Source organism: Micromonospora sp. NPDC050686 (assembly GCF_040654475.1).
Lineage (GTDB): Bacteria > Actinomycetota > Actinomycetes > Mycobacteriales > Micromonosporaceae > Micromonospora.
This window is the reverse complement of sequence record NZ_JBFAID010000004.1, coordinates 62721-89175: the sequence shown is the minus strand read 5'-3', so window position 1 is coordinate 89175 and position 26455 is coordinate 62721. Positions and strand designations below refer to the sequence as shown.

Annotated in this window: 24 protein-coding genes; 16 read left to right on the top strand and 8 right to left on the bottom strand. The window is 73.0% G+C overall.

Translation table 11 applies throughout. The features are described from left to right. The first annotated feature begins 4 nt into the window (after positions 1–4). The 3 genes from AB0H57_RS05640 to AB0H57_RS05630 all read left to right on the top strand — a co-directional run bounded on the left by AB0H57_RS05640 (position 5) and on the right by AB0H57_RS05630 (position 3421). Positions 5–598, top strand: coding sequence for a PadR family transcriptional regulator (locus AB0H57_RS05640; protein ID WP_357503021.1), 594 nt, complete (start codon positions 5–7; stop codon positions 596–598). Between the two features lie 80 nt (positions 599–678). Further along, positions 679–1221, top strand: a complete 543-nt coding sequence (locus AB0H57_RS05635; protein WP_357503019.1) for a helix-turn-helix domain-containing protein — start codon at positions 679–681, stop codon at positions 1219–1221. Positions 1222–1243: 22 nt separating this feature from the next. After that, positions 1244–3421: an MMPL family transporter gene (locus tag AB0H57_RS05630; RefSeq protein ID WP_357503017.1), complete on the top strand. Its 2178-nt coding sequence runs from the start codon at positions 1244–1246 to the stop codon at positions 3419–3421. 59 nt (positions 3422–3480) lie between these two features. Here the strand turns inward: AB0H57_RS05630 and AB0H57_RS05625 are convergent, their stop codons facing one another. Next, a complete protein-coding gene (locus tag AB0H57_RS05625; protein ID WP_357503015.1) occupies positions 3481–4737 on the bottom strand; it encodes an erythromycin esterase family protein in 1257 nt (418 codons plus the stop codon). Positions 4738–4829: 92 nt separating this feature from the next. Between AB0H57_RS05625 and AB0H57_RS05620 the strand changes: the two genes are divergently transcribed. Continuing rightward, positions 4830–5021, top strand: a complete 192-nt coding sequence (locus AB0H57_RS05620) for a DUF2795 domain-containing protein (protein ID WP_357503013.1) — start codon at positions 4830–4832, stop codon at positions 5019–5021. An 84-nt stretch (positions 5022–5105) separates the two neighbouring features. On the opposite strand, the gene erm is transcribed toward AB0H57_RS05620, so the two are convergent. Both erm and AB0H57_RS05610 read right to left on the bottom strand, forming a co-directional pair. Next, positions 5106–5906: an ErmE/ErmH/ErmO/ErmR family 23S rRNA (adenine(2058)-N(6))-methyltransferase gene (erm, locus tag AB0H57_RS05615; RefSeq protein ID WP_357503011.1), complete on the bottom strand. Its 801-nt coding sequence runs from the start codon at positions 5904–5906 to the stop codon at positions 5106–5108. A 382-nt stretch (positions 5907–6288) separates the two neighbouring features. Then, a complete protein-coding gene (locus tag AB0H57_RS05610) occupies positions 6289–7209 on the bottom strand; it encodes a Gfo/Idh/MocA family oxidoreductase (protein ID WP_357503009.1) in 921 nt (306 codons plus the stop codon). 692 nt (positions 7210–7901) lie between these two features. Between AB0H57_RS05610 and AB0H57_RS05605 the strand changes: the two genes are divergently transcribed. From AB0H57_RS05605 to AB0H57_RS05585, 5 genes are all read left to right on the top strand, one after another. Beyond that, the gene (locus AB0H57_RS05605; protein ID WP_357503007.1) at positions 7902–8651 is read left to right on the top strand and encodes an ATP-binding cassette domain-containing protein; all 750 of its coding nucleotides are present in this window, start codon (positions 7902–7904) and stop codon (positions 8649–8651) included. Further along, a complete protein-coding gene (locus tag AB0H57_RS05600; protein WP_357503005.1) occupies positions 8648–9955 on the top strand; it encodes a hypothetical protein in 1308 nt (435 codons plus the stop codon). The genes AB0H57_RS05605 and AB0H57_RS05600 overlap by 4 nt, the downstream gene beginning before the upstream one ends. A 143-nt stretch (positions 9956–10098) precedes the next feature. After that, positions 10099–10584, top strand: a complete 486-nt coding sequence (locus tag AB0H57_RS05595) for a hypothetical protein (RefSeq protein ID WP_357503003.1) — start codon at positions 10099–10101, stop codon at positions 10582–10584. Positions 10585–10695: 111 nt separating this feature from the next. Further along, entirely contained in the window at positions 10696–11091 is a 396-nt protein-coding gene (locus tag AB0H57_RS05590) for a hypothetical protein (RefSeq protein WP_357503001.1), read from the top strand. After that, positions 11084–11488: a hypothetical protein gene (locus AB0H57_RS05585; RefSeq protein ID WP_357502999.1), complete on the top strand. Its 405-nt coding sequence runs from the start codon at positions 11084–11086 to the stop codon at positions 11486–11488. The genes AB0H57_RS05590 and AB0H57_RS05585 overlap by 8 nt, the downstream gene beginning before the upstream one ends. A gap of 49 nt (positions 11489–11537) precedes the next feature. On the opposite strand, the gene fabG is transcribed toward AB0H57_RS05585, so the two are convergent. Together fabG and AB0H57_RS05575 are read right to left on the bottom strand one after the other, a co-directional pair. Next, on the bottom strand, positions 11538–12296 hold the full coding sequence (gene fabG / locus AB0H57_RS05580) for a 3-oxoacyl-ACP reductase FabG (RefSeq protein ID WP_357502997.1): 759 nt from the start codon (positions 12294–12296) through the stop codon (positions 11538–11540). A gap of 113 nt (positions 12297–12409) precedes the next feature. Continuing rightward, a complete protein-coding gene (locus tag AB0H57_RS05575) occupies positions 12410–14056 on the bottom strand; it encodes an alpha-amylase family protein (RefSeq protein ID WP_357502995.1) in 1647 nt (548 codons plus the stop codon). Between the two features lie 96 nt (positions 14057–14152). Between AB0H57_RS05575 and AB0H57_RS05570 the strand changes: the two genes are divergently transcribed. Beyond that, positions 14153–14755, top strand: a complete 603-nt coding sequence (locus AB0H57_RS05570) for a DUF1349 domain-containing protein (protein WP_357502993.1) — start codon at positions 14153–14155, stop codon at positions 14753–14755. 101 nt (positions 14756–14856) lie between these two features. Continuing rightward, positions 14857–15519, top strand: coding sequence for a DedA family protein (locus AB0H57_RS05565; RefSeq protein ID WP_357502991.1), 663 nt, complete (start codon positions 14857–14859; stop codon positions 15517–15519). Here the strand turns inward: AB0H57_RS05565 and AB0H57_RS05560 are convergent. Further along, complete coding sequence (locus AB0H57_RS05560) at positions 15516–16184, bottom strand: DUF998 domain-containing protein (RefSeq protein ID WP_357502989.1); 669 nt, start codon at positions 16182–16184, stop codon at positions 15516–15518. The two genes, AB0H57_RS05565 and AB0H57_RS05560, sit on opposite strands and share 4 nt — an antisense overlap. Then, on the bottom strand, positions 16181–19504 hold the full coding sequence (lysX, locus tag AB0H57_RS05555; protein WP_357502987.1) for a bifunctional lysylphosphatidylglycerol synthetase/lysine--tRNA ligase LysX: 3324 nt from the start codon (positions 19502–19504) through the stop codon (positions 16181–16183). Before lysX ends, AB0H57_RS05560 begins: the two co-directional genes overlap by 4 nt. Before the next feature lie 176 nt (positions 19505–19680). Here lysX and AB0H57_RS05550 point away from each other — a divergent pair, with 176 nt between their 5' ends. The 4 genes from AB0H57_RS05550 to AB0H57_RS05535 all read left to right on the top strand — a co-directional run bounded on the left by AB0H57_RS05550 (position 19681) and on the right by AB0H57_RS05535 (position 24731). Then, complete coding sequence (locus tag AB0H57_RS05550; protein ID WP_357502985.1) at positions 19681–20838, top strand: glutamate--cysteine ligase; 1158 nt, start codon at positions 19681–19683, stop codon at positions 20836–20838. 52 nt (positions 20839–20890) lie between these two features. Continuing rightward, entirely contained in the window at positions 20891–22261 is a 1371-nt protein-coding gene (locus AB0H57_RS05545; RefSeq protein ID WP_357502983.1) for an FAD-dependent oxidoreductase, read from the top strand. 137 nt (positions 22262–22398) lie between these two features. Further along, positions 22399–23820 (top strand): WGR domain-containing protein, encoded by a 1422-nt coding sequence (locus AB0H57_RS05540; protein WP_357503308.1) that lies wholly within the window; start codon positions 22399–22401, stop codon positions 23818–23820. Between the two features lie 44 nt (positions 23821–23864). Beyond that, a complete protein-coding gene (locus AB0H57_RS05535; protein WP_357502981.1) occupies positions 23865–24731 on the top strand; it encodes an aminoglycoside phosphotransferase family protein in 867 nt (288 codons plus the stop codon). A 54-nt stretch (positions 24732–24785) separates the two neighbouring features. Here AB0H57_RS05535 and AB0H57_RS05530 read toward each other — a convergent pair whose 3' ends face one another. Continuing rightward, entirely contained in the window at positions 24786–25595 is an 810-nt protein-coding gene (locus tag AB0H57_RS05530) for a DNA-formamidopyrimidine glycosylase family protein (protein ID WP_357502979.1), read from the bottom strand. A gap of 455 nt (positions 25596–26050) precedes the next feature. Between AB0H57_RS05530 and AB0H57_RS05525 the strand changes: the two genes are divergently transcribed. Further along, the gene (locus AB0H57_RS05525; RefSeq protein ID WP_357503306.1) at positions 26051–26263 is read left to right on the top strand and encodes a helix-turn-helix domain-containing protein; all 213 of its coding nucleotides are present in this window, start codon (positions 26051–26053) and stop codon (positions 26261–26263) included. Positions 26264–26455 lie beyond the last annotated feature (192 nt).

Genomic DNA, 26455 nt, shown 5'->3' with positions numbered 1-26455 from the left:
TGCCATGACGGCTCGCCGCTCGCCGCTGGCGATGATGGTGCTGGCACTCCTGGTCGAGGAGCCGATGCACGCGTACCGGATGCAGCAGGTGATCCGGGAGCGCGACAAGCAGGACGTGGTCAACGTCGCGCAGCGCAACAGCATCTACCAGACCATCGAGCGGCTGCGCCGGGACGAGCTGATCCGGGTCGCCCGGACGGCGCGCGAGGAGGGCCGCCCCGAGCGCACGGTCTACGCGCTCACCGCGGCCGGTCGGCGCACCCTGGACGGCTGGCTCACCGACGCCCTCGCCACCCCGGCCCGGGAGTTCCCGGAGTTCCCCGCCGCGCTGTCGTTCCTGCCGATTCTCCCGCCCGACGAGGCGGCGCGGCAGCTCGACCGGCGGGTCGAGACGCTGGCGGCCCGGCTGCGCGAACGCGAGGCCGTGCTGGCCGCGGTGGACCTGCCCCGGCTCTTCCTGGTCGAGGACGAATACCGGCTCGCGCTGCTGCGTACCGAGCTGGACTGGGTCCGGCGGCTGGCCGCCGACCTGCGGTCCGGCGCGCTGACCTGGTCCGGCGAGTGGCTGGCGGACTGGACCGGCGGGCGGGCCGACTGAGCCGCGTTGTGGCGAAGGCCACCCGACTCCGCTGACCGATCGGTCAGACTCTGACCGATCGGTCAGGCATGCTGGACGCCATGGCCCGAGCGCTGCCCGAAACCCACGACGAGATCCTGGCCGCCGCCTCGCGGCGGTTCGCCGTCACCGGCTACAAGGGCACCTCGTTGCAGGACATCGCCCGCGAGGTGGGCTGTTCCAAGGCCACCGTGCTCTACCACTTCGCCAACAAGGAGGCGCTGCTCTCCGAGCTGATGGCACCCGCCATCGCCGCCCTGGAGGCGCTCGACGCGCGGATCGCCGCACACCTCGGCACCGCCGCCCAGCAGGTCGCCGCCGAGGGCTTCGTCGACCTGGCGGTGCGCTTCCGCCGGGAGATCGCCCTGCTCCGCGGCGAGTTTCCCGACCTGCTCCAGCAGCCCGCCTTCGCGTACGTGCAGCAGATGTCCGAACGGCTCATCGCGGCGCTGGCCGGCCCCAGCGACCGCCCGGCCGCCCGGATCGCCGCACTGGTCCTGCTCGCCGGGATCGCCGAGACCTGCCCCGAGTTCATCGACATCCCCGACGGGGAACTACGACCCGCGCTGCTGGCCGTGGCGCACCGCGCACTGGAAACCACCTGACCCCGAGGACAAAGGAAGTCCCATGGCGACCCTGCTGTACCGGCTCGGCCGGGCCTCGTTGCGCCGCCGGCGACTCGTCGTCGCCGTCTGGCTCGTCGTACTCGTCGGCCTCGGCCTCGCCGCGGCCACGCTGCGCGGCCCGACGGCGAGCAACTTCACCATGCCCGGCACCGAGTCGCAGCGCGCGCTCGACCTGCTCGCCGACCGGTTCCCGGCAGCCAGCGGCGCCACCGGCACCATCGCGGTCAAGGCGCCGCAGGAGGGCCAACTCCTCAGCCCCGAGGGGCAGGCGGTGGTCAAGCAGGTCACCCAGGAGGCGGCCACCCTGCCCGGCGTGGTCGGCGCGGTCGACCCGTACCAGGTCAAGGCGCTCAGCCCCGACGGCCGGTACGCGCTGATCCAGGTGCAGTTCGCCGGCCGGGCGGACGAGGTGACCGACGCGCAGCGGTCCGCGTACGAGGAGGTCGGCGCGCAGGCCGAGCAGCAGGGCTGGCAGATCGGGCCCGGCGGCGAGGTGCTCAACGGCGAGCCGGAGGTCGGCTCCACCGAGGCGCTCGGCGTACTGGTCGCCGCGATCGTCCTGATCATCACCTTCGGCTCCCTGGTGGCGGCCGGGATGACCATGCTCAACGCGCTGATCGGCGTGGCCGTCGGCATGGCCGGCCTGTTCGCGCTCAGCGGCGCGGTCGAGCTGACCAGCACCGCACCCATCCTGGCCCTGATGCTCGGCCTCGCCGTCGGCATCGACTACTCGCTCTTCATCACCTCCCGGCACCGGCAGAACCTGCTCGACGGCCTCGAACCGGACGAGGCGGTCGGCCGGGCGGTGGGCACCGCCGGCTCCGCCGTCGTCTTCGCCGGCGCGACCGTGGTCATCGCGCTCGCCGGCCTGGCGGTGGTGAACATCCCGTTCCTCACCGTGATGGGTCTGGCCGCCGCCGGCACGGTCTCGGTGGCGGTGCTGGTCGCGATCACCCTGGCCCCGGCGCTGCTCGGCTTCGCCGGGCGCAAGGTGCTCCCCCGCCGGCTGCGCGGCGTCGCGCCGGCCGGAGCCGCCCCGGCCGCCGAGGACCGCTCCGGCTTCGGTTTCCGCTGGGCCGGCTGGGTCACCCGGCTGCGCATCCCGGTCATCCTGGTCGGCCTGCTCGGCCTCGGCCTGCTGGCGCTGCCCGCGCAGGACATGCGGCTGGCCCTGCCGGACGCCTCCGCCGCCGCCGAGGGCACCCCGGCCCGGGTCGGCAACGACCTGGTCCGTGAGGGCTTCGGCCCCGGCTTCACCGGCCGGCTCGCGGTGGTGGTGACCGCCGATTCCCCGCAGGCCACCCAGGCCGCCGTGCCGCAGGTCACCGCGCTGATCCAGAAGACGGACGGGGTGCTGGCGGTCGCGCCGCCGCAGCTCGACCCGAGCGGGCGCACCGCGCTGCTCGGCGTCATCCCGAAGACCGGCCCGACCGACGCGGCCACCGAGACGCTGGTGCACGACATCCGGGACCAGGTGAGCGGCATCCAGAACGCCGACGTCCTGCTGACCGGCGTGACCGCGATCGGCATCGACGTGTCGGAGAAGCTCTCCGCCGCGCTGCCGATCTACCTGCTGCTCGTGGTCGGCCTGTCGGTGCTGCTACTGATGCTGGTATTCCGCTCGATCCTGGTGCCGGTGAAGGCGGCGCTCGGCTTCCTGCTCACCGTCGCGGCCACCTTCGGCATCACGGTCGCGGTGTTCCAGCAGGGGCACCTGGCCGACCTGGTCGGGTTGGACACCCCCGCCCCGCTGGTCAGCTTCCTGCCCATCCTGCTGATCGGCATCCTGTTCGGCCTGGCCATGGACTACGAGGTCTTCCTGGTCTCCCGGATGCGGGAGGACTTCGTGCACGGCGACACCGCCCAGCAGGCCACCATCAACGGGATGGGGCACGGCGCCCGGGTGGTCACCGCCGCCGCGCTGATCATGATCTCGGTCTTCGGCGGTTTCGTCTTCCTCGAGGACCCGATCATCAAGTCGATGGGCTTCGCGCTGGCCGTCGGCGTCGCCATCGACGCCTTCGTGGTCCGGATGACCATCGTGCCGGCGGTGATGTCGCTGTTGAACAACGCCGCCTGGTGGCTGCCCCGCTGGCTGAACAAGCTGCTGCCCAACGTGGACGTGGAAGGCGAGGGCCTACGCGCCCACCTCGCCGACCGCGAACCCGCGAACGTGTGAAAGGCGGGGCCCCCGGTTACGCGTTCTGCATAGCCGGGGGCCGCGCTCAACACCTGAGCTCACACGCCCGCCGGGTACGTCTCCATCTCGCCGAACGAGGACAGCGCGGGCAGCGGGTGCAGTGCCGTCGTCTCGTCGCACCAGATGAACGCGTCGTAGCGCTCCCCCAGCCGGGTCGGCACGTAGTTGCCCCACGACTCGAAGCTCGGGTCGTACACGACCCCGATGGCCCGGTGGTCGGCCTCGCCGGTGACCCACTCCGGCTGGTCCGGGCCGCCGAAGACCAGCACCGCCCGCTCCGGCAGCAACTCGTGCAGCCGCCGCTCGACCGAACCCTCGCGGGCCGGCGGGACGATCATCACCTCGGCCGGCGAACCCCAGCGGGGCGCCGCCACGACCGTGCCCCGGTAGCTGCCGAGCCCGACCAGCACCACCGCGGCGTCACCGTGCCGCTCCCGGGCCAACTGGCCGATGTTCACCATCCCGTCGGCCGCCATGTCGGTCGCCCGGGCGTCCCCCACATGCGTGTTGTGCGCCCAGACGACGCCTCGGGCGTCCGGGCCGTACCGGTCGAGGAGGCGGTCCAGCGTGTCGGCCATGTGGATGTCCCGCACGTTCCACGACTCCGGGCCGCCGTGCACCATGGCCCGGTAGTACCGCTCCGCGCCGGCGATCACTTCCGCGTTCTGCCAGGCCGAGAAGCGGTCCGGGCCGTCCGCCGCGGCCTGTTCCCGGGTACGCGCCAGCAGCCGTACCACCTCCTCCTCGCACCGCGCGGAGACGAACCGGCTCGCCGCCCCGTACTCCTCGACCCGCTTGCCGTACGGCTCGAAGCACCGGTACGCGTCCTGCGCGGCCTCCAGCGAGCCGGGGTCCTCCTCGCCCAGATAGTCGAAGATCGCCTGCATCGAGTCCCACAGGCTGTAGACGTCCAGCCCGTGGAAGCCGGCCCGCTCCCCCTCGGGCCGCTCGACGTTCCACGCCCGCAGCCAGCGGCAGAACCGGGCAACCTCGGCGTTGGCCCACATCCAGGTCGGCCAGCGCTCGAAGCGCTCCAGAGCGGTCAGCGGGTCGGCCAGGCCACCCGGCGCGGCCACCACCGACCGGTGCACCCGGTCGCAGTCCGGCCAGTCCCCCTCGACCGCGACGAAGTCGAAGCCCTGTTCGGCGATGAGTCGCCGGGTCAACTGCTCGCGCAACCGGTAGTAGTCGTAGCTGCCGTGCGTCGCCTCACCGATCATCACGATCCGGGCGTCCCGCACCCGCTCCAGCAACGGATCGAAGTCGCTCGGTGCGCCGAGCCGCTGAACCTGCATGTCGCGGCCTACCCGGCGCGCCGCCGGGCAAACCGGTGGTACGCGGGCGCCACCCCCGGTGTGCGTGCCAGCGGAACGGGTAGCCGGTGGGCATGACCGTCAGCGGGGTGCAGCTGCAGGAGTACCTGGCCGGGCTCGACTACCCGGTCTCCCGGGAGGACCTGCTCCGCTGGGCCCAGGAGAACGGCGCCAGCACCGAGCTGTTGCAGGTGCTGATGGCGCTGCCCGTGGAACAGTTCGACGACCCCGCCGAGCTGAACCGGACACTCGCCACGCTCGCCTGAGCCCGCCCGGGAGTCCCGCCGCAGGTGTTGAGCGGTGGCCCCGCTACTACCAGAATGCGTTGACCGGGGCCCCCTCCTGGCACCTCAGTGGCGGGTGTGGAGCAGGCGGAACAGCACCAGCCACTGCTCGGGCCAGACCAGCCCGACCGGGGTGGCCGGGTCCAGCCGGGCCGCCCGCAGCGCGCCGTCCACCCGGGCCCGCGGGTGAGCGGTCCGCAGCGAGGCCGCGAGGGAACCGCCGGCCCCGCCGAAGCCCAGCTCCACCATCCGTCGGTACGCGGGCAGCGCCCCCGGGGACAGCAACGGCTCGGGCCGGCGGTCGAGCCGCAGGATCCCCCCGTCGGCGCCGGGCACCGGGCGGAACGCGGCCCGCGGCACCCGCCCGGCCAGCCGCCAGTGGTACTCGGGCCAGGTCGACACGGTCAGCCGGCTCCACCGGCCGCGCTCGCCGGTGCGCTTGCGCGCGTACTCGAGCTGGGTGAGCAGGGTCGCCGAGCGCAGCCCCGGCGCGGCGAGGCACCACCGGACCACCGCCGCGGTCAGCGACCAGGGGATGTTGCCGACCACGGCGAACGGCTCGTCCGGCGCGGCGGCGGCGAGGAAGTCCGCGTGCCGCACGGTCACCCCCGGATGGTCGCGGCGGACGCCGGCCAGCTCGTCGACGACGGCGGGATCCACCTCGTACGCGATCAGCCGGCCGCAGCTCGCGGCGAGCGGCCGGGTGAGCTGGCCGCGCCCGGCGCCGACCTCGACGATCAGGTCGTCGGGGCCGGGACGGGCCGCGCGCACCAAGCGGGCGACGGCGGCCGGGTCGGCGAGGAAGTTCTGAGACAGTACGCGACGGGTCCGGTCGCGTGCGGTGGTGCGGGTTCGGCGGGGCGCCACGGAGATCGTCCTGTCTGCCGCCGGGCGGCGGCGGTACGGACAGGCAGCGCGGAGCGGGGCCTGTCCGAGCGGATCGGGACTCGGACGACCCTGGGCGGTCGGCGGTACGCGTCGGCGCGCGCGAGGGCGGCCGCCGCACCCGGTCACGGGGCGGCGGCGGCCGATCAGGTCAGGTCAGGCGCGACGGGCGTCCCGGCCGGCCAGGGCCGGGCGCCGGTTCCACGGACGGGCGACCAGGAGGAGGCCCCGCGTGGCCGGCGCGGCGGCCACGTCGATCAGGGCATGCGTGAACATGTCGGCCAGGCTAACCGCCCATACCCCGCTCCGCGACGGATTTCCGCCCGGGTGCCCCGACGCGCTAGGTGTTGAGCGGGGCCCCGCCTTACACGTCGACGGTGCGGTGCTGGGCGCGGGCGACCTCGGCGGCGGTGAGCACCGCCGCCACCTCCCGGCCGAACCGTACGTCGCAGCGGTGGTCCCGGGTGCCCGAGTCGATCTCCTCCAACAACTGGTCGATCGCGGTGCCGTAGGCGGTCAGCGCGCTGCCGTCACCGGGCGGCACCACCTCGACGCCGTTCTCCCCGAAGAAGACGAAGTCGCGGGTGACCGCCGCGGGCGGCGCGTCCAGGGTGAGCGACAGCGTGCTGGTGGCGCCGCCGTCGTGGGTGAGCAGCAGGTGGACCAGGCCGCTCGGCCCGTCCATGGCGGCGACCCGGGTGACCCGCCCGAGCACCGGCAGGACCAGCGACAGGGCGTGCGGGCCGATGTCCCACAGCGCGCCCTTCTCGTGCCGCCAGCGGGAGCCGCCGTACGGGTTGCCGGGCTGGAAGATGGAGGCGAACTGGGTGCCTCGGGCGTGCTGCCAGCCGCCCGCCGCGGCGGTGGCGGCCAGGAAGCCGGTGATGTTCGGGTGGAACCGCTGGGTGAAGAAGACCACCGAGGCGACGCCGCTCTGCTGCGCCGCGGCGACCACCCGGTCGGCGTCGGCGAGGCTGAGCGCCAGCGGCTTGTCCAACAGCAGGTGGCGCCCCGCAGTGGCGGCCCGGAAGGCGATGTCGGCCTGCACGTCCGGCGGCAGCGCCACCGCGATGGCGTCACACGCGTCGATCAGCGCGTCCACGTCCGGGAACACCGGTACGCCGTGCCGCGCGGCCAGCGCGCCCGCCCGCTCCGGGTTCCGGCCCCAGACCCCGGCCAGGGTGGCGCGGGGGTGGGCGTCGATGGCCGCGGCGTGTGTCTCCGCCGCCCAGTGGCCGGTGCCGAACAAGCCGAACCGCAGCACGAATCCCCCTGCCGTCGTCATCCGCCCCCCGGCCTGCGCCGGTGACCGTGATCCCACGCTAACCGGCCGGCCCGGTCGGCGGGCGGCGACCCGGCGGAGAGCCGGGCGACGGCTATCGGCCTGCGGTTGCTCCGCCCTCAGCGGTAGTAGTGCCGGCGTGGATTGAGCAGGTCCGCCGCATCCGCCGGGGGACGAGACGCCGTTGAGGTTCTTGACCAGCTCGGCGATGGCGATTTGGGCGGGCAGTCGACGAGCAGATGGTGGTTCTTCTCGCCGTTGGACTCGACCAGCCCGACCTCGGATTCGCGGCACTCGTCCCGCATGCTCTCTTCATCCGGGTCACGTGGAAAGTCGACTTTTCGCTGGCCCCTTCACTCTAGAGAACAGTCATGACAAATCTTGTGCCGGCGATACTCGTGCGGCCGGCATACCAGCGGAGTCATCGACGAAACTGCGCCGAACTCGGCAGACAGCACCGACTGACGTGCTTGAATGTCGAAGGGTGACACCAAGCTTATCGCGGGGTGTTAAGGCTCGACCTGCCGGCTGAATTGTCCAGCCGGCACCAAGACGGTCAACGGGTCCTGCGGCAAGGGCCGCGGTAGCTACTCCTCTGACTTCAAGTCGAGCACCGGGGCGTCGGTGGCTTCGTCGCGCGCCACGCGCTGCTAACTTCACTTCGCGTCTCACTACTACCAGGGCAAGAGGTTTGAGTGACCGGGATCGTTGAGGTTCGAAACCTGTCATTCTCGTACGGGAGGCGTCGGGCCCTGACCGGCGCCTCCTGGACGATCGGTCCGGGGGTGACCGCTCTGCTCGGTCCGAACGGGGCGGGGAAGACCACGTTGATCAAGTGCATGGTGGGTCTGGCACGGCCCAGCCACGGCCAAGTGATCATCGACGGCCGGGACGTCAGCGACGGTAAGGCAGCTCAGAAATTGCTTGGGTACGTACCGCAGAATCCGTCGCTTCCAGGCTTGGCGAAGGTGCGCGACCTCGTCGCCTACGCGGCCTGGCTGAGCGGGATGGACACGGCGCGGGCAGACGTAGCGGTCGAGGCCGCCCTGGGCAAGATGCAGGCTTTGGACCTGGCCTCCCGGAGGATCCGCACCCTCAGCGGTGGGCAGCGTCAACGGGTCGCACTGGCCACCGGCATTGTGCACGATCCGCGCATTCTCATCCTGGACGAGCCCACCGTCGGTCTCGATCCGGGGCAGCGGCTCAGGGTACGACAGGTGATCCAGCAGTTCGGCGCCGAGCGGCCGGTGGTGCTGTCGACCCACCTGACCGAGGATGTCGAGCACCTCGCGGACACGGTTGGTGTCCTGGTCGACGGAAAGATCCAGTACCAGGGCCCCATATCGCAACTGACCATCCCCGAGGCGTCCGGTGACGGCCGCCCTGGGTCGCCGTTCGAGCGTGCCTACGACGATCTGATCGTGTCCCTCGGCGGTTCCGAATGAATCGCCTGCGCCTGTTTTTCGGCTGGCCCGGACCACGGTGGGTGTTCCCGGCCGCAGGCACGCTCATGGCGACCGCTTCGCTTCTGGCAACCAGGGACATAGTCGGGTCCGACTACGTCACGTGGTCGGCTGTCGCCACCGCCTGGCACGAGTCGCTCTGGATCCCCGGATCGGTGGTCGCCGGTGCAGCCGCCGCGCTCGGAGCAACGTACTTCCCCAAGGCGTCTCCGGTGGCCGCGGCGCTGCGGCCGAGGGTGGATGCCGGCCTGTTCCTCGTCCATGGGCTTGCCCTGGCGGTGTGGCTCTGCCTGGGACATGCTCTCGGACTGGCCCCGATTCACCTCGCCGCGGCGCGACAAGCGACCACCGGTGCGCTAGCCATCCAGGACGTGGTCGTCGGTGTGGCCGGGGTGACCACGTTGGCGGTGATCGGACTCTGCGTCGGTGCTGCCGTGCGGCACTGGGTGATCGCTCCCGCGGTCGCGGTGCTGGCCTTCGCGGTGATGGGTTTGCCAAACGAGCCGCTGTTCATGCCGATCGGACTCTTGCTGCCGGTGCGCCAATGGACGCCCAGCTCGCCCAGGTTCGAGACGAACTCCGCGACCGCCGTCTTCGCCGTGATCGCTTCCATCGGTATCTGCCTGCTTGCCGCCTCTCTCGCCTCGTGGGCTGCCTCCCGCGGGTCGGTCCGCCGACGGGGCCGTCCCCTTCTCACGTGGCTGGCCGTGGTGGGGGCCCTGGCCGCAATCGCCTTCGCGTGGCGCCCGGCGCTCACTGTGGTCGATCGTCCCGTCCCACGCGTCTGCCAGCAGGTCGATGGCACGGAGGTGTGCCTGCACGCGGCGAACCGGCCGGCCATGGACCGCACCGTCGCCGTCGTCGCGCGGCTGCGCGCCGCCGGGCTCGCCCCGATGCTGTCTCGGGTGACGGATGTCGCCGTGTCCGATCACGACACCCCACGCGCCAAAGAGGCCCTCATCAGCCTGGACCCGAGCCCTCTGGACCGAAGGTTCCTCGCCGCCACCATCCCCGAGCAGGTTGCCCTCCAGGTGAGCGAAGCCATCACGCTCGGCAACTGCCTCCAGCCCGGCCAGACCACCGAGAGCTACGACACGGCCACCGTCCTTTACGCGCGAATTCTTCAATTGGCCGGGTTCGAAGACCTGGCAGGCGCCTTCGGACCCGACGCACCACCAGCGGCAGCGCGGAAACTGACCGCCATGAACGCCGCGCAACTCGGCGCATTCGTCCAGCACAACCAGGAGATGATCAGCTCGTGCCGGCTGTCCGCCGCTCTCGGGTGATGCGAAGCCGCGCTGCGGGGCTGTGGCACGTCCGTGGTGGCCCACTCGCGGTAACCGTCACCGCTGCCGCCTTGCTGCTCACCGCATTGTTTCCCGAGCTGAGCCTCTCGGTGAGCGTCGTGTTCGACCTACCACCCCGAGGCGTGGGCACCCCGGAAATCGTCGCGGTCGCCTTGGCCAGCGTCCTCCCCGCCCTCACCGTCCCCCGGTTTGATGGCCGCGAACTCACCGCCCGGCCGTCGGCCCGACTCGGGCACCTGACCTACTCCGTGGCCGCGCTCGCCGCACCCCTGGCCGTCCTGCCGACCTGGTACTGGATCATCACTTCGAGTCACCCCGACGAACAGTTCCCGCCCCTGCACGGGCTGATCGGCAACGTGGCCGTCTTCTCGTGCATCGGTGCCATTCTGTGCCTGGTGCTCGGCCCGCTGGCCTCCGCCGTGATCACGCCAGCGCTCTTCGCGGGCTTCGTGGTTGCCCAGCACGCGGCGCCGAACTCGGCTCTCACCGAGGAGTTCGCCACTGGCCGCGCCTGGCACACCAACTACTGGGTCACCACCGCCATGGCCCTCCTGACCCTCGCCCTGAGTTGGCACCTGCGCGGGGTCCCCTGGCCGGACCGGCGCTGACGGCGCGGCGAAGCGATAGGACACCCGGCCGGCGGGAGAGCCGGCCGACGATGGCTACTACGCGGGTTAGTAGGCTGTCCCGGTGAACCGTACCGCGCCGGGATGGCGCCGATGACCAGCGCCGCAGCGGCCGGCTCGCCGGTGCACGGGATCCTCGCGACGGCCGGCATCGTGCTGTCGCTCGTACTGGCGGGCTGGGCGCTGGTGGCGACGCTGCGCCACCGCGCCCCGGACCGGGCCCAGTTCGCCGGCCTGGCACTGCTGGAGCTGGCGCTGCTCGGCCTCGCCGTGGTGGCGCTGGTGGCGCTCGGCGGCGGTGAGCGGCCCGGCGAGCCGGGCGCCTTCTTCGGCTACCTGGTGACCGTGGTCTGCCTGCCGCCACTGGCCTGGGTGCTGGCGCGGATGGAGCCGACCCGCTGGGGTTCCGCGATCGTCTGCGCCATCTGCCTGGTCACCCCGGTGGTCGTGGTCCGCCTCCAGCAGACCTGGGAGGTCGTCGGTGGCTGAGCCGCAGGCGACCAATCGGGGGCCGGGCCGGCTGTTGATCGCGATCTACATCCTCTTCGCCATCGCCGCCACCTCCCGGGCCGGGTTGCAGATCGCCACGAAGTTCGACCGGGCCCCGGTGGCGTACCTGCTCTCCGCGGCGGCGGCGCTGATCTACATCGTGGCGGCGGTCGGGCTGGCCCGGGCCGGGCACGCCGGCCGGCGTACCGCCCTGCTCTGCTGCTCTGTGGAGCTGGTCGGGGTGCTCGGGGTGGGCGTGCTCAGCGTGGCCGACCGGCAGCTCTTCCCAGACGAGACGGTCTGGTCGCAGTTCGGCAGCGGGTACGGCTATGTGCCGCTGGTGCTGCCGATCCTCGGCCTGCTCTGGCTCTGGCGCACCCGCGACGCCGACCGCTGAAGCGGAGCCCCGCCGCCACCCGGCCGGGGCGGCGGCGGGCGCGACGTGGTCAGTCCTTGGGGCCGCCGGCCACGTAGATGACCTGGCCGGAGACGAAGGACGCGCCCTCGCTGGCGAGGAACGACACGGTGTGCGCGACGTCCTCCGGGCGGCCGGTGCGGCGGACCGGGATCTCGGCGGCGGCGTGCTGCTGCAGATCCTCGAAGCTGACCTTCATCCGGGCGGCGGTGGCCGCGGTCATGTCGGTGACGATGAAGCCCGGCGCGACGGCGTTGACGGTCACCCCGTACGGGCCCAGCTCGATGGCGAGGGTCTTGGTGAAGCCCTGGAGGCCGGCCTTGGCCGCGGAGTAGTTGGCCTGGCCGCGGTTGCCCAGGGCCGAGGTGCTGGACAGGTTGACGATCCGGCCCCACTTCTGCTCGACCATGTGCCGCTGCGCCGCCTGGCTGAACAGGAACGAGCCGCGCAGGTGCACGGCCAGCACGGTGTCCCAGTCGGCGTCGGTCATCTTGAACAGCAGGTTGTCGCGGAGCACGCCGGCGTTGTTGACCAGCACGGTGGGGGCGCCGAGCTGGGCGGCCACCCGCTCCACGGCGGACTCCACCTGGCCCCGGTCGGAGACGTCCGCGCCGACCCCGAGGGCCCGGCCGCCGGCCGCGGTGATCGCCTCCACCGTCTCCTTGGTGGCCGACTCCTCGACGTCGACCACGGCGACGGCCAGCCCGTCGGCGGCCAGCCGGCGGGCGGTGGCCGCACCGATGCCGCGCGCGGCGCCGGTGACGATGGCGACCCGCTGCTCCTCCGACATGATTACCTCCCGGTAACTTGTGGCTCGATCGAAGGAGCTTAACCCAGGCGTACCCGCGCCGGCCCGCCGCCGAGGACCGGCGGCGGGGCGGTGGGCGACGGCGTGCGGCGGGCCTACCAGCTGCGGCAGAGCCGGATCCAGCGGTAGCCGTGACCGGTGAGCTGGAGCCGGTCCAGCTTGCCCACCTCGGGGTAGCCCCGGTCGGAGAGCACGTCGATCGGCATGTCGGCCTCCGGCTGCAACGTGCTCAGGTCCACCTCGACGTCCTCGGTGCCGAGATTGTGCAGGAAGACCATCGTGCCGGTCGGCCCGTCGGCCCGGTGCGCGAGCACGTCGCGCGGCATCGGCACGTCAATGTGGGTGGTCGAGCCCGAGCCGATTTCCGGCGCCTCGCGCAGCGTACGGATCATCCGCTCGAACCAGCCGAGCAGGGATCGCGGGTCCTTGCGCTGGGCGGTGACGTTGACCTTCTCGTAGCTGAACTCACCCTTGTCGATCACCGGCCGGACCAGCTTCTCCGGTTCGGCCCGCGAGAACCCCCCGTTGGGCTCGTACGACCACTGCATCGGGGTACGGATCGCCTTGCGCCCCGGCAGCGAGAGGTCCTCGCCCATGCCGATCTCCTCGCCGTAGCGCAGCACCGGCGTGCCGCGCAGCGAGAACTGGAGCGCATACGCCAGCTCGATGTGCCGCCGGTCGTTACCGAGCATCGGCGCGAGCCGGCGCCGGATGCCCCGGCCGTAGAGCTGCATGTGCTCGTCCGGGCCGAACTTCGCCAGCACGTCGTTGCGCTGGTCGGTGGTGAGCCGGGACAGGTCGATCTCGTCGTGGTTGCGCAGGAAGGTGGCCCACTGCCCGCCGACCGGCAATTTCGGGGTGTCCCGCAGCGCCTCGATGATCGTCTCCGGGTCCTCCCGGGCCAGGGCGAGCATCAGCCGGCCGTTGAGCATGAAGTCGAAGAGCATGTGGATCCGGTTGCCCGAGCCGCTGTCGTCACCGAAGTAGGTCGGCAGCTGGTCCGGCTCGACGTTCGCCTCGGCCAGCAGGACGGCGTCACCGCGCCGCCACTGCACGTGCTGGCGCAGCTCGGTGAGGAAGTCGAAGTCCTTCGGCGAGTCGAGGTTGCCCGGCTCGGTCTGCTCGATGATGAACGGCACCGCGTCCATCCGGAAGCCGGAGACGCCGAGCTGGAGCCAGAACGAGGTGATCTTCTTGATCTCCTCGCGAACGTTCGGGTTGCTGATGTTCAGGTCCGGCTGGAACTTGTAGAACCGGTGGTAGTACCAGGCCTTCGCCGTCCGGTCGTAGCTCCACGTCTCGTGCTGCTCGCCCGGGAAGACCATGCCCTGGTAGCGGGAGGACGGCTCCTCGTCGGCCCAGACGTACCAGTCCCGGTAGGGGGAGTCGGGCGACGAGCGGGCCGACTGGAACCAGGGGTGCTGGTCCGAGGTGTGGTTGACCACCAGATCGATGATCACCCGGATGCCCCGGTTGCGCGCCTGGTGCAGCAGTTCGGCGAAGTCGCCGAGCGTGCCCAGCCGCGGGTCCACGTTGTAGAAGTCGGTGGCGTCATACCCGTCGTCCTGGTTGGGGGACGGGTGGATCGGGCTGAGCCAGAGGCAGGTCACCCCGAGCCGGGCCAGGTAGTCGAGGCGACCGATGAGGCCCGGAATGTCACCGATGCCGTCGCCGTCGGAGTCCACGTACGTGTCGATGTCGAGGCAGTAGACGACAGCCTCCGAGTACCACCTGTCAGCCATGCCCGAATACCTTCTCCGATCCGCCGGCCCGGCAAACGTGACCGTCCGTCCACTCGGGCACCCGCCGGACGACGCGGTGGTGGCAGGATCCCCGACATGGACGAGGCATCGACCACCCGGCCGGTCGGCTGGGCCGACGGCACCTGGCTCAACCCCCCGGTACGCGCCGACCGCACGGACGCCGGCGAACTCCTGGTCGAGCCGGCCGCGGGCAGCGACCTGTGGCGGCACACCAGCTACGGGTTCGTGCACGACGACGTCTCGGCGCTGCTCGCCCCGCTGCCCACCGGCCGCGCGGTCGAGGTGACCTTTCAGCTGGACTACCGCGAGCAGTTCGACCAGGCCGGGGTGCTCGTCCGGGTGGACGAGCGGCACTGGGTCAAGGCCGGCGTCGAGGTCAGCGACGGCCGGCCGCAGCTCGGCGCGGTGGTGACCCGGGAGTTCTCCGACTGGTCGGTCGCGCCGGTGCCGGAGTGGACCGGCCGGGCGGTCACCGTCCGGGCCAGCCGGGCGGGGGACGCGCTGACCGTACGGGCCCGGGTGGCCGGCGAGCCGTGGCGGCTGGTCCGGCTCGCGCCGCTGCCCCCGGACGCCGCCGCCTCGGCCGGGCCGTACTGCTGCTCGCCCAGCCGCGGCGGCCTGGCGGTGCGGTTCACCGGCTGGCGCACCGGCCCGGCCGACGCCGCCCTGCACCCGTGAGGGCGGCCCCGGCCGTTGGTGGGGTGGATCACCGGTAGGTGTGCGGGCCGGGCGCGCGGGTACCTTCCCCCGATCCGGAAAGACCGTGGAAGGGGTTGGCCATGGCCCTCGCCCAGAATGTCGACCCGTCCCAGTTCAGCGGGCTGACCGGGTGGGTGGCGAGCGTCCTCGACTCGCTCGGCGCGGTGGGCGTGGCCTTCCTGGTCGCGCTGGAGAGCATCATCCCGCCGATCCCCAGCGAGATCGTGCTGGCCATGGCCGGCTACCTGGCCCACGAGGGCCGGTTCAACGTGGTGCTGATCGTGCTCGCCGCCACCGTCGGCTCGCTGGTCGGCGCGTTGGTGCTGTACTGGCTCGGCGCCGCCCTCGGCGAGGAACGGCTGAAGCGCTGGCTGGACCACATCCCGCTGGTGGACCGGTCGGACCTGGAGAAGGCCGACCGCTGGTTCGAGCGGCACGGCCGGTGGGCGGTGCTGATCGGCCGGCTGGTGCCGGTGGTGCGGAGCCTGGTCTCCGTGCCGGCGGGAGCCAACCGGATGCGGATGTCGGAGTTCGTCGTGTTCACCACGCTGGGCAGCGGCGGGTGGAACAGCCTGATCGTCGGTCTGGGCTACGTGCTGGGTTCCCGCTGGGAGGACGTGGACCGGTACAGCAGCTGGTTCAACTACGCGATCTTCGCGGTCTTCGGCGTCATGCTCGTCAGCTGGGCGGTCAAGAAGATCCGGAAGCGCGACATGCGGCATACACCACGGGGACCTGCCTAGGGTCTGCCGTCCCGCCCGACGGCCAGCAGGTCCGGGCGGGCGGCGACCGCGGCGGCCAGCAGCAGCCAGCCGGCAAGACCCACCAACTGCACCCGCTGCCAGCCGCCCAGCCCGCCGTCCGGGTACGCCGACTCCAGCAGCGTGGTGACCGTCCCGACCAGCAGCACCACCGCCACCGCGATCCCCCACCGTCGCCAGGCCGGCGCCCGCAGCACGGCCAGGATGGCGACCAGCGAGACCAGCCCGCCGGCCACCGCCAGCGCCGAACTGATGGTGTGCGCCTCGTGCCGCCAGGAGAGGGACCCCAACCGCTCCAGCCGGGCGCAGCGCGCGTCGGTCGTCGGCGCGCAGTCCATCGACGTCAGCCCGCCGTCCAGCGCGGTGGCCACCCCGAACACGGCCAGGCCCAGCCAGGCCGTCCGGGTGACGCCCCGGGCCCGCAGGGCCAGCGCCACGCCGGTGGCGGCGGCCAGCAGCCCGGTCAGCGCGTCCCCCAGCCCGAACACCAGGTGGTACGGCTGGTCCCGGGCGGCCAGCTCGCTGGCGTACCCGTGGGTCAGCCCGAGCGCCGGGTTGAGCAGCGGCCCGAGCAGCCAGGAGGAGTAGAGCACCGCCGCCACCACCAGCGCCACCGCCACCGCCGGCGCGGACCGGGCCCGGCTCACGAGGACTCCCGGACCAGCGGGAACGGCAGCGTCTCCCGGATCGACCGGCCGGTCAGCAGCATCACCAGCCGGTCCACGCCCAGGCCGAGGCCGCCGGTGGGCGGCATGGCGTACTCCAGCGCGGTGAGGAAGTCCTCGTCCAGCTCCATCGCCTCCGGGTCGCCGCCGGCCGCCCGCAGCGACTGCTCGGTCAGCCGCCGCCGCTGCTCGACCGGGTCGATCAGCTCCGAGTACGCGGTGCCCAGCTCCATCCCGAACGCCACCAGGTCCCACCGCTCGGCCAGCCGCGGGTCGGCCCGGTGCCGACGGGTCAGCGGCGAGGTGTCGGTCGGGAAGTCCAGATAGAACGTGGGCACCCCGGTACGCGCCTCGACCAGCCGCTCGTACAGCTCCAGCAGCACCTCGCCCCGGCCCCAGCGCGGGTCGTACGACACCCGGGCGCGGTCGGCGAGCTTGCGCAGCACGGCCAGCCCGGTGTCCGGGGTGACCTCCTCACCCAGCGCCGCGGAGATCGCCTCGTCGACCGTGCGCACCGGCCACTCGCCGCCCACCTCCACCAGCTCGTCGGTGCCGGGCCGGCGGACCACCGGCGCGCCGTGCACCGCCACCGCCGCGGCCACGATCAACTCCCGGGCCAGCTCCCGCATGGCGTGGTAGTCGGCGTACGCCTGGTACGCCTCCAGCACGGTGAACTCCGGGTTGTGACTGTGGTCGACCCCCTCGTTGCGGAACGCCCGACCCAGCTCGTAAACCCGCTCCACCCCGCCCACGGCAAGCCGCTTGAGGAACAGCTCGGGCGCGATGCGCAGGCTCAACCGCAGGTCGTACGCGTTGCTGTGGGTGACGAACGGCCGGGCGTTCGCGCCGCCGTGCACCCGTTGCAGGATCGGCGTCTCCACCTCCAGGAAGTCCCGCCCGGCCAGCGTGCCGCGCAGGCTGTGCAGCACGGCGCCCCGGGCCCGCAGCAGGTCCCGGGCCTCCGGGTTGATCGCCAGGTCGAGGTAGCGGCGGCGGACCCGGGCCTCCGGATCGGCCAGCCCTCGGTGCTTGTCCGGCAACGGGCGCAGGCACTTGGCGGTCAACTGCCAGTCGGCGACCCGGACCGAGACCTCGCCGTGCCGGGTCGCGTACACCTCGCCGGTGGCACCGACGTGGTCGCCGATGTCGACGGTGGCCCGCCACCGGTCCAGGTCGTGCTCCAGCACCAGTTGCAGGTCGCCGCTGCCGTCCCGGATCGTGCCGAAGCAGATCCCGCCGTGGTCGCGGACCAGCAGCACCCGGCCGGCCACCGCGACGGTCTCGCCGGTGCCGGTGTCCGGCGCCAGGCCCGCGTGCCGCTCCCGCACCGAGGCGCACGACGCGGTACGCGGGTAACCCACCGGGTACGGGTCGACGCCCTCGGCGCGCAGCCGGTCCAGCTTCGCCGCCCGCACCCGCACCTGTTCCGGGCGGTGCTCCGGGGCCGACTCCGGCGCGACCGGGTGGACGGTCGCGGCCGACGGCGGGACGTAGTGCACGCCGCCGCCGGCCGGTGGCACCCCGCGCAGCGGGGTGGGGCGGCCGCCGGGCAGGGCGAGGAAGCCCTCCGCGGCCACCGCGGCCAGGCCCACCCGAGCCAGCTCCCGGCGCTCGCCGAAGCACAGGTAGCGGGGAACCCAGTGCGGCTGGTACTTGGCGTTGGACAGGTACAGCGACTCCAGCTGCCACCAGCGGGAGAAGAACAGCAGCAGCCCCCGCCAGAGCCGGATGACCGGGCCGGCGCCGATCCGGGCGCCCTGCTCGAAGACCGCGCGGAACGCCGCGAAGTTCAACGACACCCGCTCGACGCCGAGCCGGGGGGCGGCGGCGAGCAGCGCCGCCACCATGAACTCCACGATCCCGTTCTCGGCGGCCCGGTCCCGGCGCATCAGGTCCAGCGACAGCCCGTCCGTGCCCCACGGGCTCAGCGACAGCAGCGCCCGGACCCGCCCGTCCCGGCCGGCCGCCTCGACCAGTACGCAGTCGCCGTCGGCGGGGTCGCCGAGGCGGCCCAGCGCCATCGAGAAACCCCGCTCGTTCTCGGTGTCCCGCCATCCGGTGGCGAGCCGGGCCGCCTCGGCCAGCTCCCCCGGCGGAATCTCGGCGTGCCGGCGGACCCGGGCCGTGTAACCGGCCCGCTCGACCCGGTGCACCGCCTGCCGCACCGGGCGCATGTCCCGCCCGTCCAGGTCGAACTCGCGGGTCACCAGGATCGCCTCGTCGCCCAGGTGCAGCACCTTGAGCCCGTACCGGTGGTAGGCCCGGGCCCCGGCCTCGCTGGTGCCCATCACCGCCGGGGTCCAGGCATACTCGCGGGCCTGCTCCAGCCACGCCGCGATGACCGGCCCCCACGCCTCCGGGTCCCCGATCGGGTCGCCGCTGGCCAGGCTGACCCCGTTGACCACCCGGTAGGTGACGGCCGCCTTGCCGCTGGGCGAGAAGATCGCCGCCTTGTCCCGCCGGGTGGCGAAGTAGCCCAGCGAGTCGCGCCCGCCGTGCCGGGCGAGCAGGGCGCGGATCCGCTCCTCCTCGTCCGGATGCAGCACCGCCGCGGCCCGCTGGGACCGCAGCAGGGTGAACAACCCGGCCACGAAGGCGACCGCGCCGAACGCGCCGAGCAGCAGGTTCACCCAGCCCGGCGCCTGCCCCAGCCGGGTGACGTCCAGGGTGACCGCGCCGCCGAACACCTTCTCGACGGCGTACCCGAGCCGGCCCGGCCAGGTGCGTAGGCTGCCCGGCTCGAACAGGAGCAGCAGGTAGCCGAGGCCGACCGCCACGACCGCCAGCCCGAGGAAGACGCCGAGCGCACGCCAGGCGCTGCCGCGGCGCACCCGGGCGTAGAACTCCCGCCGGGCGGCCAGCAGCAGGGCCAGGGCCAGCGCGGCGAACCCGACGCCGACCCACACGCCGACCGTCTCGATCAGGTTGAAGATCCGCCGCCCGGTGTCGTCGGTGAGCCGGTCCGCCCCGACGACGGCCAGCAGCGCACCGGCCAGCAGCCCGCCCACCAGGCTGAGCGAGAAGTAGCCGACCAGCACCCGGTACGCCAGGCGCTTGCGGCGCAGCACCGCCGCGGCGAGCGTGCCGAGGAAGACCGCGTACGCCAGGTTGGCCGGCGCGGGCAGCAGCAGGGTGTCGATGAACATCCGGACCGGCTGGACATCCGCGCGGAACGCGCTGCTCAACGCGGCCAGGGCGCAGACCGTGGCGAGGAGCCAGAGCAGGGTGGCGAAGGCCCGGGGCACCTGCCGCCGCCAGTCCCGCCCGGCGGTCACCCTGCGCGAGGAGTCGTCAGCGGTCACCCGGACCTCCCTCGGGCTGCCGGTTCCCCGGTGACGGGCCGCGCCGCACCGGATCGACCGGCCCATCGTAAGCATCCGGGCAGCCGGTTCCGAACCGGAACGTTTCCCCCGATCGACACCCTGGGTAATGGTGCCGTCGACACCGCGGCGGTGCGCCGCGACCGGCAGAACGGACGGTGGTGGCCATGGCGGGCGGGGTGGCGGAGCGGGATCAGGTGGCGACGCCGGTCCGGAGCGACCTGCTCACCGTGGGCGTGGAGGAGGAGTTCCTGCTCGTCGACCCGCACACCGGGACGGCCGTGCCCGCCGTCGACCTGGTGATGGAGCAGGTGCCGGCCGAGCTGCGCGGGCAGGTGGAGCGGGAGTTCCAGACCAGCCAGATCGAGATCGGCAGCCCGCCCGGCCTGGAGCTGTCCTCGATCCGGCACTCGCTGGGGGTGCTGCGCGGCGCGCTCGCCGACGCGGCCGAGCGGGCCGGCGTACGGCTGCTGGCGGTCGGCACCGGCCCGGTGGACGGCCCGGTGCCGCCGGTGGTCGACAAGCCTCGCTTCGACCGGATGATCGAGCGGTTCCGGCTGCTGGTGCCCGGACCGGGCAACAACGGCATGCACGTGCACGTCGGCGTGCCCGACCCGGAGACCGGGGTGCGGGTGCTCAACCACGTCCGCCCGTGGCTGCCGATCCTGGCGGCGGTGACCGCCAACTCGCCGTTCGCCAAGGGCGCGGACACCGGCTACGCCAGCTGGCGGTCGGTGGAGTGGGAACGCTGGCCCTCGGTCGCGCCGACCCCGTTCCTGACCTCCCACGAGCACTATGAACGGCTGATCCGGCAGCTCATCGCCACCGGGGTGATGCTCGACGAGGGGATGCTCTACTGGTACGCCCGGCTGTCCGCGAAGTACCCCACCGTGGAGATCCGGATCGGCGACGTCTGCCCCTCGCTGGACGACACCGTGCTGGTGGCGGCCCTGGTGCGCGCCCTGGTGGCGACCGCGATGACGGACCTCGAGGCGGGCCGGCCGCCGATCAACACCGACCACCACCTGCTGGTCGCCGCGCACTGGCGGGCCGCCCACGACGGCCTGGAGGGCGACGGCGTGGACGTCACCGACGGCGAGTTGCGGCCGACCTGGGAGTTGCTGGACCGGCTGGTCGACCGGCTCCGGCCCGAGCTGGAGCGGCACGGCGACCTGGCCACGGTGACCGACCTGCTCGGCGGGTTGCGCCGGCACGGCAGCGGGGCGGCCCGGCAGCGGGCGGTCTTCGAGCGGACCGGCCGGATCGTCGACGTGGTCGCCGACGTCGCCCGGCAGACCCGCGGCCCGGGGCTCTGACGCAGGATCCAAGCGCCCCCGCGATGATCGGCCGCGTGACAGGATGGGCGGCGTGGCGGAACGGCTGATCGTGATCGGCGGGGACGCGGCCGGAATGGCGGCGGCGTCCCAGGCCCGGCGCCGCCGCGCCCGCGCCGACCTGGAGATCGTGGCCTTCGAGCGGGGGCACTTCACCTCGTACTCGGCCTGCGGCATCCCGTACTGGATCAGCGGGGTGGTGCCGGAGCGGGACCAGCTGGTCGCCCGGGACCCGACGACGTTCCGCGAGTCGTTCGACATCGAGGTCCGGCTGCGGCACGAGGTCACCGGCATCGACCTGGACCGCCGCGAGGTCGTCGCCCGGGATCTCGACGGTGGCCGCGAGGTCCGCGAGGGGTTCGACACCCTGATGTACGCCGCCGGCGCGGTCCCGATCAAGCCGGACTGGGCGCGCGGCACGATCGCCGGTGTCTTCGGGGTGCAGACCCTCGACGACGGGGCAGCCTTGCGGGCCTGGCTGGACGGCGAGCCCCGCCCCCGCCGGGCGGTGGTGGTCGGCGGCGGTTACATCGGGGTCGAGATGGCCGAGTCGCTGATTCAGCGCGGCCTGTCGGTCACCCTGCTGGAGCAGGCCGACCAGCCGGTGTCCACGGTGGACCCGGAGATGGGAGAGCTGGTCGCCGAGGCGATGCGGGGCGTCGGCATCCAGATCCGGACCGGCCTCCCGGTCACCGGCCTCGCCGAGCGGGACGGGCGGATCGCCGCGGTGCAGACCGCGGAGGGGCCGGTGCCGGCCGACGTGGTGGTCCTCGGTCTCGGCGTACGCCCCAACGTCGGGCTCGCCGAGTCGGCCGGGCTTCCCCTCGGCCCCAGCGGCGCGATCCGGGTGGACCGGCGGATGCGGGTGCCCGGGGTGCCCGGCGTCTGGGCGGCCGGGGACTGCGTGGAAAGCCTGCACCGGGTCAGCGGCCTGCCCGTGCACGTCCCGCTGGGCACGCACGCCAACAAGCAGGGCCGGGTCGCGGGGATCAACATCGGCGGCGGGTACGCCACCTTCCCCGGCGTCATCGGCACCGCCGTGACCAAGGTCTGTGAGCTGGAGGTGGGGCGGACCGGGCTGCGGGAGCGGGACGCCGCCGCGGCCGGGTTCGAGTTCGTCTCGGTGGTGGCCGAGTCGACCAGCCGGGCGGGCTACTTCCCGGGCGCGCGGACCATGCACGTCAAGCTCATCGCGGAGCGGCCCAGCGGCCGGCTGCTCGGCGCGCAGATCGTCGGCCGGTCGGAGGCGGCCAAGCGGATCGACGCCCTCGCGGTGGCGCTGTGGAACGGCATGACCGTGGATGAGATGACCGCGCTCGACCTCGGCTACGCCCCGCCGTACGCGCCGGTGTGGGATCCGGTGCTGATCGCCGCCCGCAAGGCCGTCGACGCCCTCGCCGGGTAGGAAGGGCCCCTTCTCAACGCCTTCTGTACAGGCGGGGGCCCAGCTTGACATCCGCCCCGATTCTGTCGGGGGGCGCGGTTAGCGTGTGGGCGCTGTCGCATCGCCGGGTTCCGGCACTTCCCCTCGGAGGCATGCCCATGTCGCAGGAGACGACCTACCTCGAACTGTCCGAAGTGGACGGTGGGGCGCACAAGTTCTACGAGGTGGTGGTGGCGGACACCGCGATGACCGTGCGCTACGGGCGGATCGGCGACCAGGGCCAGGTCAAGACCACCAGCTTCCCGGACAACGCCCGTGCCCGGGCCGCCGCCGCGAAGAAGATCGGGGAAAAGGTCCGCAAGGGGTACGCCCCGGCGGTGCCTGGCGTACGCCAGAAGCGGACGGTCTCCCGCCGGCAGATCGTCAGCACCCGCTCCACCGCCCGCACCGCCCCCGTCCTCTGGCGGTACGCCTCGGGCGCGCCCGCGTTCGGCATCTTCGTCGACGGGCGGAGCTGCCTGGTCGGCAACGAGCACGGGGTGATCACCACGCTCGACCACGACGCCCGGGTGCTCAACCAGGTGCGGCTCCCCGACGGGGTCAAGTGCATCGTCGCCGACGATGCCTGGATCTACGCCGGCTGCGACGACGGCAACGTCTACGACCTCTCCGGCAAGGTGCCCCGGGCGGCGTACGCGATCGCGCCGGACATCGACATCTACTGGCTGGACATCCACGACGGCGTGCTGGGCGTCTCCGACCGCGACGGCGGCATCGCCGCGATCGACCACGAGGACGAGTTCCTCTGGCGGCGGGCGGGGCGAGGCCGGTCGGCGTGGATGGTGCGCTGCGACGCCGACGCGCTGTACCACGGCCACTCGCAGGGGGTCACCGGCTACGACTGGCGGACCGGCCGGGAGCTGTGGCACACCCGTACCGGGTCGGTGCTCTTCGGCTGGCAGGAGCGCGGCGCCGTGTTCGCCGGCACCGGCACCCGCGAGGTGGTGCGGCTGCGCAAGGACGGGCGGGCCGAGCGGACGTACCGCTGCGACGCCGCGGTCTTCTCCTGCGCCACGGCCGAGGGCGGCCGGTACGTCTTCGCCGGCGACAGCGCCTCCTCGATCTACTGCTTCGACGAGGCCGGCCACCGGTTGTGGAAGCTCGGCACCGGCTGCGGCTCGGCGTACTCGATGCAGTACCACGAGGATCGGCTCTACGTGGTCACCACCAGCGGCCACCTGGCCTGCATCGACGCCAGCGAGCCGGCGATCCGGGCGGCCGAGGCGGGCAGCGTGCCGGAGGTGGTGGACGTCAAGGCGCCGGCCCGGCTGCCCGAGCCGGCCGCCTGGGCCTCGGTGGAGGTGACCACCGACGCCCGGGGCGGCGTGGTCGTGCAGTGCGTCGACGAGGGCGGCCGGCTGCGGGTCCGGGTGCTCTCCGACGGGTACGACCGGGACTGGTCGGTGCAGTTCCCGAAGGGCATCCGGGAACCCGGGGCGCGTTACCTGGTCACCGAGGTCCGGGAGGCCGGCCGCGGCGGCTTCTACCGGGCGTACGGCGACATCCGCCGGCTGCGCTGAGGACCGGTCAACGGGCACCACCGTCGGCACGCCAGGATGGTCGGGTGGAGATCCCGGAGAGCCTGCGGTGGACCGAACGGATCCCGGCCGGCCGGGCGTGGCGCACGGCGCTGCCGGGCCTGCTGGCGGAGTGCGTCCAGCGGTGGGAGCTGCGGGTGGGCCGGCCGTACGGCGGGGCCTTCGCGTCGCTGGCGGTGCCGGCGGAACTGCCGGACGGCACGCCGGCGGTGTTGAAGCTCCAGTACCCGGACGACGACAGCGTGCAGGAGGCGGCGGCCCTGGCGCACTGGGCCGGCCGGGGCGCGATCCGGCTGCTCGCGCACGACCCGGACCGCCGGGCGCTGCTGGTGGAGCGGTGCCTGCCCGGCACCCCGCTGTACGAGCTGTCCCCCGACGCGGCGCTGGCGGCGGCGGTCGAGTTGCTGCCCCGGCTCGGCGTACCGGCCGGCCCACCGTTCACCCCGCTGGCCGAGGAGGCGGCGGGCTGGGCGGAACGGGTGCCGGCCGCTTGGGAGCAGGCCGGCCGGCCGTACGAGCGGCGGCTGCTGGACGTCGCCGCCGGCCTGCTCGCCGACCTGGTGGGCAGCCAGGGCGAGCCGGTGCTGGTCAACCAGGACCTGCACGCCGGCAACATCCTGCGGGCGGCCCGGGAGCCCTGGCTGGCGATCGACCCGAAGCCGCTGGTCGGCGAGCGGGAGTTCGCCCCGGTGCCGCTGGTACGCGGGGTGGAGCTGGGGCATTCCCCGCAGGCCGTGCGGTACCGGCTGGACCGGCTCAGCGCCGAGCTGGGCCTCGACCGGGAGCGGGTCCGGGGCTGGACGATCGTGCACTGCACCGCGTGGAGCATCGGCGCGGGGCAGGTCTTCCCGAACCAGGTCGAGGTGGTCCGCTGGCTGCTCGGCGAGGAGTGAGCGGTCCGCCGGGGACCCGACCGGCGGCCGGTCGCCGTGGTCGGGCCGCCCCGGTCACCCGGCCTGGCAGGTGGCGCACCAGTAGAGGTTGCGGCCGGCCAGCTCGCCCCGGCTGACCCCCGTGCCGCAGACGTGGCAGGGTACGCCGGGGCGGCGGTAGACGTACACCTCGCCGCCGTGCCGGTCCACCCGGGCCGGGCGTCCCATCGCCGCCGGCAGGTGCGCGTCCCGGACCGTGTCGATCCGGCCGCGCCGTACCGCCAGGGTCATCAGCTCGACCAGGTCGGCCCAGAGTTCCGCCCAACCGGCCGGGGTGAGCTCCCGGCCGGGCAGCAGCGGCGGCAGCCCGGCCCGGAACAGCGCCTCGGTGACGAAGATCAGGCCGGTGCCGGCCACCACCGACTGGTCGAGCAGCAGGGCGGCCAGCGGCGTCGCGCTGCGCCGGATCCGGGCGTACGTCCGTTCGGGGTCGGCGTCGGCGCGCAGCGGGTCGGGGCCGAGCCGGGCGCGCAGCGCGGCCACCTCGGGCGGGGTGAGCACCTCGCAGGCGGTGGGGCCACGCAGGTCCAGCCAGTGCGCGTCGCTGGACAGGCGCAGCCGGATCTGGCCGACCGGGGGCGGCGGCTCGCCGGGCCCGTCGGTGACCTTGCCGTACAGCCCGAGGTGCACGTGCAGGGTCAGCTCCCCGGCGTGGTGGTGCAGCAGGTGCTTGCCGTACGCCTCGGTGCCCTCCAGCACGGTGCCGCTGAGCCGGGCCGCGCCCTCGGCGAAGCGGCCCTGCGGGCTGGTGGCCTGCACCTTGTCGCCGGCGAACAGCTCGGCGTGCCGGGTCGCGAGGCGGTGGATGGTGTGTCCCTCTGGCACGGGCGTCAAGCGTAGTCAGCCGTGCTCACGTCTGCCATCTGACCTGCTCGAATGACGCCGTTGGCCAAGCCTGGCGTTCATGACCATCAATGACACGGGTTGTACCCCGGTTGTACCTGAGACCGGGTGGGTCCAAAGTGTCGAGCCGTGTTGCCGCGCACCCGTGGTCAGCGGTAACCTCGGTGGCGCGGGTAGCAGCCCGCACAGCAACACCCCGAGGCTCTGCAACATGAGGCACCCGCCACAAGTGTCCACCGGCCGCATGTCGGCCCGGATCTTCCGCGAAGGTGCCGCCCGGCTGGTCAGAGCCCACTCGGTAGAGCCGCACCGGGACTGAGTGCGGAGGGCACCGACGGGACAACTGTCGTCACCATGCGTGGCGGGAGGAGTCTTTGGTCGGTGCTTTCGTCGTCTCTGGGCTTCTCCCTGCCGGAAGGAGAGGTCCCGTGAGGAACATGCTGCGGCTCGGCCCCAGGAAGAAGAACCCGGACGGCCGGTCAGTGGCCGAACGGCTCGGCGTATCCGAATCGACAGTCCGCCGGCTCATCCGTGACGGAGAGCTGCCCGCCGGGTTCGTGCGCGGGCAACTGCGCGTCGCCGAGGCCGACCTTGAGGCGTACATGGCCGACACCCCGGGGCGCGCACGTCGGCCCCAGCAGGCAGCCTGAGGGCTCGGCCACCGGGCTAGATAGGCGCGCTGCCCCTGGCCTTGGTGCTGGCCGTTCTGCGCCGTAGAACCGCCGTGTAGCCCATTCCCTATATCGCCGTCCCCACGGTCGCTAATTGGCCGTGGGGCGACGATGACGCACGCCCAATTCCGGCCTGGAAAGAAAGATGCGCCAGAGCCCGCCAACTTCTGC

Excerpts from the sequence above, each read along its gene's own strand:
- AB0H57_RS05640 (WP_357503021.1), top strand. The coding sequence starts at position 5 with ATGACGGCTCGCCGCTCGCCGCTGGCGATGATGGTGCTGGCACTCCTG.
- AB0H57_RS05635 (WP_357503019.1), top strand. The coding sequence starts at position 679 with ATGGCCCGAGCGCTGCCCGAAACCCACGACGAGATCCTGGCCGCCGCC.
- AB0H57_RS05630 (WP_357503017.1), top strand. The coding sequence starts at position 1,244 with ATGGCGACCCTGCTGTACCGGCTCGGCCGGGCCTCGTTGCGCCGCCGG.
- AB0H57_RS05625 (WP_357503015.1), bottom strand. The coding sequence starts at position 4,737 with ATGCAGGTTCAGCGGCTCGGCGCACCGAGCGACTTCGATCCGTTGCTG.
- AB0H57_RS05620 (WP_357503013.1), top strand. The coding sequence starts at position 4,830 with ATGACCGTCAGCGGGGTGCAGCTGCAGGAGTACCTGGCCGGGCTCGAC.
- AB0H57_RS05610 (WP_357503009.1), bottom strand. The coding sequence starts at position 7,209 with ATGACGACGGCAGGGGGATTCGTGCTGCGGTTCGGCTTGTTCGGCACC.
- AB0H57_RS05600 (WP_357503005.1), top strand. The coding sequence starts at position 8,648 with ATGAATCGCCTGCGCCTGTTTTTCGGCTGGCCCGGACCACGGTGGGTG.
- AB0H57_RS05590 (WP_357503001.1), top strand. The coding sequence starts at position 10,696 with ATGACCAGCGCCGCAGCGGCCGGCTCGCCGGTGCACGGGATCCTCGCG.
- fabG (WP_357502997.1), bottom strand. The coding sequence starts at position 12,296 with ATGTCGGAGGAGCAGCGGGTCGCCATCGTCACCGGCGCCGCGCGCGGC.
- AB0H57_RS05575 (WP_357502995.1), bottom strand. The coding sequence starts at position 14,056 with ATGGCTGACAGGTGGTACTCGGAGGCTGTCGTCTACTGCCTCGACATC.
- AB0H57_RS05570 (WP_357502993.1), top strand. The coding sequence starts at position 14,153 with ATGGACGAGGCATCGACCACCCGGCCGGTCGGCTGGGCCGACGGCACC.
- AB0H57_RS05565 (WP_357502991.1), top strand. The coding sequence starts at position 14,857 with ATGGCCCTCGCCCAGAATGTCGACCCGTCCCAGTTCAGCGGGCTGACC.
- AB0H57_RS05540 (WP_357503308.1), top strand. The coding sequence starts at position 22,399 with ATGTCGCAGGAGACGACCTACCTCGAACTGTCCGAAGTGGACGGTGGG.
- AB0H57_RS05525 (WP_357503306.1), top strand. The coding sequence starts at position 26,051 with ATGCTGCGGCTCGGCCCCAGGAAGAAGAACCCGGACGGCCGGTCAGTG.